At 42.1% G+C, this 6,845-nt stretch carries 6 protein-coding genes and 1 other annotated feature; of the genes, 2 read left to right on the plus strand and 4 right to left on the minus strand.

The window, feature by feature from the left end; all coding sequences use genetic code 11:
- Nucleotides 1–49 precede the first annotated feature (49 nt).
- On the minus strand, nucleotides 50–2,689 hold the full coding sequence (locus FD44_RS10840; protein ID WP_010619300.1) for a Cna B-type domain-containing protein: 2,640 nt from the start codon (nucleotides 2,687–2,689) through the stop codon (nucleotides 50–52).
- Nucleotides 2,690–2,909: 220 nt separating this feature from the next.
- On the opposite strand from FD44_RS10840, the gene FD44_RS09295 reads away from it, so the two are divergent.
- Nucleotides 2,910–4,079, plus strand: a complete 1,170-nt coding sequence (locus FD44_RS09295; protein WP_010619299.1) for a serine hydrolase — start codon at nucleotides 2,910–2,912, stop codon at nucleotides 4,077–4,079.
- Nucleotides 4,080–4,134: 55 nt separating this feature from the next.
- On the opposite strand, the gene FD44_RS09300 is transcribed toward FD44_RS09295, so the two are convergent.
- The 3 genes from FD44_RS09300 to FD44_RS09310 all read right to left on the minus strand — a co-directional run bounded on the left by FD44_RS09300 (nucleotide 4,135) and on the right by FD44_RS09310 (nucleotide 5,922).
- The gene (locus FD44_RS09300) at nucleotides 4,135–4,608 is read right to left on the minus strand and encodes an S-ribosylhomocysteine lyase (protein WP_010619298.1); all 474 of its coding nucleotides are present in this window, start codon (nucleotides 4,606–4,608) and stop codon (nucleotides 4,135–4,137) included.
- 62 nt (nucleotides 4,609–4,670) lie between these two features.
- Nucleotides 4,671–4,872 (minus strand) — a binding site (T-box leader).
- Nucleotides 4,873–4,921: 49 nt separating this feature from the next.
- Nucleotides 4,922–5,419 carry a GNAT family N-acetyltransferase gene (locus FD44_RS09305; RefSeq protein ID WP_010619297.1) on the minus strand — a complete coding sequence of 166 codons (498 nt, stop codon included), beginning with the start codon at nucleotides 5,417–5,419 and terminating at the stop codon, nucleotides 4,922–4,924.
- Between the two features lie 92 nt (nucleotides 5,420–5,511).
- Nucleotides 5,512–5,922, minus strand: coding sequence for a MarR family winged helix-turn-helix transcriptional regulator (locus FD44_RS09310; RefSeq protein WP_010619296.1), 411 nt, complete (start codon nucleotides 5,920–5,922; stop codon nucleotides 5,512–5,514).
- A gap of 378 nt (nucleotides 5,923–6,300) precedes the next feature.
- On the opposite strand from FD44_RS09310, the gene FD44_RS09315 reads away from it, so the two are divergent.
- A partial coding sequence (locus FD44_RS09315; protein ID WP_156656222.1) for a helix-turn-helix domain-containing protein occupies nucleotides 6,301–6,845 on the plus strand: 545 nt, incomplete at its 3' end.

The raw sequence follows: 6,845 nt of genomic DNA on the forward strand, positions 1-6,845 counted from the left end.
CTAACTTTTTTAGAGCCCATCATAACGCCGAAAGTGTTTTTTTGCTTTATTAACTTTTCTTTGTAACCAAAAGTCCGAAACCTAGCGTTGAAACTAAGATCATCAAGCCAATAATTAAACTTAGAAGTGAATTAGCGGCATTGGTTTGCGGCAATACTGAGCTCTTTTGAACTTTTACATCACCTTTGATTCCTGGCTTAGAAGCTTTTGTGGCCGTTGGTACCTTAGCCTTAGCAGGTGTTTCTGGTTTTGCAGGAGTCTCTGGATCTGGTGTAGCAGGTTCCTCAGGGACTGCCGGTTCGCCAGGAACATTTGGCGTCTCCGGAGTATTTGGAGTATTGGGCGTTTCCGGAACACTTGGAACTTCCGGCGTTACGGGTGTTTCAGGAGTACTAGGGTTGCTAGGGTTGCCTGGAACTTCAGGAATGATTGGTAATGGATTGGCTTTATTTGTAAACGTTATTTCAAAGCGGCTATCGCTTACCAACTGTAATCCAGAATCACTCGTCGTGAACCCTTCGACTACTGTTTCATTTACCTTGTACTTAATGTTGTTTGGTAATTTAAGAAAACTAGCTTGCCAATTATTGGCCTCGTTCAAAGTAACCGTATCGATCACTTGGCCATTTAATGGATTCGTTGGATCATCAAGCGTCAAATTAACTGTCACTTGATCAGGCAACTTGACCTCTAACCCATCTGTATCCCACTGCTTAATTGCTTTAATATCAATGGTTGATTCGGTTGTTTCGCCAAAGTAGATGGACCCATTTGAACCAACGCCACCACCACGAACTGCGGAGTTGCCTTTGATAATGACCGTGGCCAAACTAGCCGCAAGTGTCTGTGCTGCCGATAGGACACTTGATTTTAATGAAATTTCACCTGACTCGTTTTCAACTGTGACCGGTGTATCCGTTTGACTCCCATCCCGATCATGATACCAATCAACTGAACCGCCACCAAGAATTCGGTTATCCAACGAGAGGGCTGCATTAGCGTATTTAGACTCGCTCGAAACGTCATCACCTTGATTTAAGGCGGTGTTCCCAAAAATAGCAGTTCCATCCGTTACCCGAATTTCGGCATCGGCTGTTGGACAGAACCAGACACCACCACCGGCACCAATTTCGAGTGGGTGAATACCATCCCAATAGGAGGTTTTACCATCTACTGCTGAGTTTTCAGTGATTAAGGCGTTACCGAGACGCAATGTGTATTCAGCAATACTCAGATAAATCCCACCACCATGATCTGCTGAAACGTTGTTCGTAATCTCAGCTTTATTGATTGTGACATTATCTGAATTAACATAAACACCACCACCAGGACCGGCAGCTTTGTTGCCATCAATTAGGACATCATTAATGACTAATCTCGCGATATTGTACTTGTTTGCATTTGCTAACGATAAACTAGCTCCTGGTACATAACCGGTGGAGACGGAAATCCCGCCACCAACTGCATAAGGATTAACGTAACCGCCAGTATAATAGCCAGCAATGTTATTAGAAATTTCGCCACCATTAATCGTCACGTCACCATTTCCATAGATGTTGATTCCACCAGAATGCGACCAACCGGTATTTCCTTTGATGACGCCCCCATTCATGACAAATGTCGAGGGAGCTTCCTCTGTACTTCGAACAAGGTCCCCAACGCTCACACCACCAGCTTGATCACTCATGTTGTTGTAGATGAGACCACCGTTCATAATGAAGTGTGAACTATTATGAACGCCAACACCGCCGGCCACTCCTTGTTCAGCAAATGGCCAAACGTAATTTGATTCAACATCACTACCTTTATTAATTGTGAATGTTCCCTCGTATGTAACGAGAACGCCACCGGCGGCAAATGAGACGCCACCGCTGCCTGAAGCATCGACCACTGAATTTGCAAAAACATAACCCTGATTATTCAGTGTTAAGTTCCCACCAAGAACAACGATGGGTGCTCGATTCAAAGCTTTGGTGACTAACGAAAACCCAGTGACCGTTGTGTTTTCAATACTCGATGTCCCGTTAACCCTAATGGGCACGGACGCCATATTGAAATTTTCAGTCGGCGAAATCGTAATGCCATGAATCTGATTTCCCAATAAATTAACGGTAGAACCTTTAACGATGTTAAACGTATTGGTCAATAACAATTTAATTGGATCTAATTGATTAATAAACGTAATGTTTTGTCCGGCAATGCTTTTAACTTCACCAGTAAATGACATATCGTTTGCTAAAACAATTTTGTACGCCGAATTATCGGTCGGAATGCGCTTAATGGCATCCAAAACTTCCTGCTCGTTTGTAACGGTAATTGTTTTTGACGCGTCTTCCTCAGCAGCCTTAGCTTCAGGTACAGGGGCCACAGCAGCTCTTGCGGCTTTTGCCGGAGCTTTCTGGCTTTCTGAACCTTCAGTTACAACTGCTTTAGATTGATTCTGCACAACCTCGCCATTTGAATCCGCAGCGGGTTCCCCCGATGAGCTGGAAGCGCTAGATGCACTGGATTCAACTACTGCTTCACTACCTTCTATGGTCGAAGTTGACGACTCGCTGACTAACCGACTTTCCCCCGTTGGATCCGCGGTTGCGGCACTTACATGGTTTAACGTTACTCCCCATAACATTAAACCGGCAAATACTGCGATAACAAGTCCACGAATCCAACAAAAACTTCTAACTTTCATAACTATCCCCCCAGATATAAGTAATCCGCCTGCACAGTTATTGCACATAAGTATTGTGCAGAATAATAATACCATGCTATGAATCATAATGGAATAAGCGCTTTCATTTTTTTTGCAACATAGGTTACAGAAAACTTACTAATCATCACAATTTAATGACATTCAATTTTTTTGAACGAATCCATGGCAAAATAGAGGAAATACTAAATGGAGGCTTACTATGCACTTACTAAAAAGAATGACATTAATGGGCGTTGCGGTCGTTTCGCTTTCTGGAATAACCTATACCGCTCAAACAGCTAACGCATCTACATACTCAACTGTTTCATCTACAACAATGACTAAAACCGCCTATCATAAAAAGAGTACAACTGGAGCGGTTTACAACGCCAGCCATACCAAAAAGGTTGCTACGCTAAAGGGCTACCCCAACACGACTTGGTACGCAACCAAGAAAGTCGTCCTTAAACATAATGGTAAGAACGCCATTTACTACCAAGTTAAGAATGGCGCCGGCACCAAGTCAGGAATTATTTGGCACAGTTATTTAACTAAGGGCGTTGCACCGTTTAACGTCAAATATGCAAAAAATGCGGTCGCATACGATGCCACCGACAATAAGGTTGTCTGGTCAAAGAGTGCTAACACGGCTCGCCCAATTGCATCCGTTTCAAAATTAATGACCCTGTACTTAGTTGATAAAAAGGTCGCAGGTTCTGGCTACTCATGGAGTTCAAAAGTTAAAACCAATTATTCCGGTTTAGTTGCCATGGGTAAGGATTCTGCTTGTGGTGGCTTCAGATTTACAAAGTCGTCATACACCGTTAAACAATTGTACGACGCCGCATTAATCGATTCTTCAAACAATGCTGCTATTGCGCTGGGTCAGTGGGTTGCTGGTGGCTCTACTCCAACTGCTAACAAGAAATTCATTTCAATGATGAACGCGCAAGCGAAGAGTTGGAATCTTGGTAAAGCGAAGTTCGTTTCTTCTTCTGGTTTAGAGCAATCAGACTTGAAGGCTTTCGGTTACTCAATTGGTGGTGCTGACGCAAACATGGTCTCAGCAAAGGACGTTGCTTTAATCGCTGATCATTTGATCACTGATTACCCAAGTACGTTAACCACAGCTTCAGTTAAATCAATGACTTTAAGCGGACAGCCACTTTACAACTACAACAACATGCTTTCCGGTCGTAAATACTATCAATCTTCTCTGAAAGTTGACGGGTTAAAGACTGGTTACACACCAAAAGCGGGTTACTGTTTCGTCGGAACTGGCCAGAAATCGGGTCACAACCGAATCATCACGGTTGTTTTACATGATGAAAACGAGTTTACTGAAACCCAATCAATTATGAACAACGCCTATAGCAAAAATTTACTTTAGGTCAAAAAAAGCGACACACCTCGACTTGAGATGTGCCGCTTTTACTATTTAAAATTTAAATGACGTTTCGTTCAAAAGGCTTGTCGCTGATACCTTCATCAAGAATCTTCTTGCTCCATTCTTTAGCAGAGAACAATGAATGGTCACGGTAGTTACCACAGCTGGTAATATCAGTGCCAGGGACATCTTCCCACTTTGTAACGTTGGCAATTTCTTCAAGAGAACCCTTGAGGGCCTTGGCAACTTCAGTAGTCGTATGTTCGCCCCACATGATCAAATGGAAGCCAGTCCGGCAGCCAAATGGTGAGCAGTCAATAACGCCGCTCATTCGGTCACGTAGCAAACCAGCAAGCAAATGCTCAATTGTATGTAACCCTGCAGTAGGAATTGCATTGGCATTTGGTTGAACAAGACGGAGGTCAAAGTTAGTGATTGAGTCGCCCTTTTCACCGTGTTCCTCCGTAATTAAACGTACGTATGGTGCCTTTACCTTTGTATGATCCAATTGAAAACTTTCAACTTTTGCCATTTATATCACCCTTCGTTCTCTTATTCATCCAATTAAAAAGCACCCGCCCTAAACCGAATCGGTTAAGGGGCGAATGCATCGCGTTACCACCCTTGTTCGCACGAATTAAACGTGCCTCAAAAATGGATAACGGCCAATTCCGGATGAGCAGCAACACCGCTCATCAGCTCCAAGTTCATCTTCACCAACTAAAATTTCCTTGCTCACACTAACCAAGGTCGCTTTCAAATTTTACTTAGTTACTCTTCTCTTCAACGCTTTTTCTAATTAGATGTTAATTTCAGTATAGTAACCGACAAACTAAATGTCAATTTCATTTGCCAACAGTTAAATCTAAATCTCGAAAATACCAGGTATCACATCCAGGATGTAGGTCCTGTGGTAGTGGCTGCTTTAATTGTTCAAATTGATATTTTTGATATAACTTATTTGCAATCGGTAGCCGACTATCCGTCACTATGTACATCTTCTGATACCCATCTTGCCGCGCATAAGTTGCTGATTTTTCTAGCAACTTTTTTGACAAGCCTTGCCCTCTTGCCTGCTTGTCTATGTAGAGTTTTTGTAACTCACAAATTCCGGTAGTTCGGTCTAGTGGACCAATGCCACAGCCACCAACAACCTCTTTTTGCTCATTCACGGCAACCCAATAGGCCGCGTGCGGTAATTCTTCGTAGTATTCCGCCAGCTCATCTAGTTGCGGATCAAAGTAAGCCGTCCCCGGTTTATCCAAATGGGCATCCCGCAAGCAAGCTTGTAGGATATGCTTCATGGCAACGTTGTCTTTAGGTTCCATTATCCGAATTTGCATGTGCATGCCGCCTTTCTCATTGTTTTCTAATAAATATAGCAGAAAGCGTCGCAAAAATCAAAAAAGGATTGAAGCTCATAAGCACCAATCCTTTAATTTGCTTTATTATCTAATAAATCTCCAAGATTTTTAATTAGGGTGTCGTACTTTTCTGGAAACGCTTGATACAAATCCTGAAATAAATGTTTACCAGTACTCGTTAAATCGACAATTCGAAGCCGCCGATTACCACTGACCGTATGCTCTGTCAGTAGTTTTTGTTTCAACATACTCGATATTTTAGTCGAAATGTATGAATTTTGCATCCCGGTTTTTTTGGCCAGATTGGAAGCCGTCATTGCACCATCAATTGCCAGTTCGCTAATGATAGCCAGATCATTAAGGGAAATGTCGCCTTCGTCCATAATGTGGTTAGAAGCCGTCACAACAAGCTTTCGAACGTTGATTAATTGTTGAATTTCACTATAAAACTGTTCTTGTTCCGCTGAACTGTGTGGTTCCATTGATATTCCTCCCTCAATAAGCCCCTGATTATCAAAGCGAACAGTTTTTAATTATTTGTTAAAATAATACCAGTTATTTACTTATATTATACCGATTATTCCATAATTCGTAAATACCATTAACAAATAAAATACAAATTCTAAGAAAATAGTGTGCTTGTTAATATAATTGGTCGTAAACAACTGTTTATGATAGCATTACGTAAGAAGACCGATTTGGAGGAATAAAAGATGAAGGAATATCGAATTAACTTTAATACCTCGATTTAAAATTGAAGTGCAACACCTGCTCTACTAGACCAGTTCTTTATTCAGACTAGTCAAAAAGGCCATGAAGACCTATTCTTAATTCACCACAAACAAGAAAGAGGTATCTTCATGACCCGAATTAAGAATATCATATCTAATCAGTATCACCAACTCAATTTAGCTGAACGTGGTCGAATTGAATCCCTAAGGGACTTAGATTGGTCTATCCGCCGGATTGCCCAGGCCCTTCATCGTAATCCCAGCACGATTTCACGTGAATTAAAACGTGGGACAACGACACAGATTAACGCTAGTACTCATATCTTTGAACAGTCATATCTGGCAGAAACTGGTGAAGCAATTTATCGTAAGCACCGACTAAATAGCTGTTATCGTGGACTCTTTGATCATTGTCAAACCTTCTGTAATGCTTTGGTGACAGCTTTAAAAGCGCGTCCCAGGATGCATAGTGTGGATACTTTTGTCCACCAATTCAAGACTGATCACCCAAGGCTTGTCTGCCCCTCAACACCGACGGTGTACCGGTATATTGATGACCAGCGTTTAGCTATCCGCAATTCAGACCTACCAGCTAAACTACGTCGCCGGATTAAATGCCCCGGGGCAAAGCATCATCGAATCAATAAGAAAAATCTGGGCCATTCAATCGAAGA

Origin of the sequence: Secundilactobacillus malefermentans DSM 5705 = KCTC 3548, from assembly GCF_001436395.1 — a bacterium.
Taxonomy (GTDB): domain Bacteria; phylum Bacillota; class Bacilli; order Lactobacillales; family Lactobacillaceae; genus Secundilactobacillus; species Secundilactobacillus malefermentans.

Excerpts from the sequence above, each read along its gene's own strand:
- FD44_RS10840 (WP_010619300.1), bottom strand. The coding sequence starts at position 2,689 with ATGAAAGTTAGAAGTTTTTGTTGGATTCGTGGACTTGTTATCGCAGTA.
- FD44_RS09295 (WP_010619299.1), top strand. The coding sequence starts at position 2,910 with ATGCACTTACTAAAAAGAATGACATTAATGGGCGTTGCGGTCGTTTCG.
- FD44_RS09300 (WP_010619298.1), bottom strand. The coding sequence starts at position 4,608 with ATGGCAAAAGTTGAAAGTTTTCAATTGGATCATACAAAGGTAAAGGCA.
- FD44_RS09305 (WP_010619297.1), bottom strand. The coding sequence starts at position 5,419 with ATGCAAATTCGGATAATGGAACCTAAAGACAACGTTGCCATGAAGCAT.
- FD44_RS09310 (WP_010619296.1), bottom strand. The coding sequence starts at position 5,922 with ATGGAACCACACAGTTCAGCGGAACAAGAACAGTTTTATAGTGAAATT.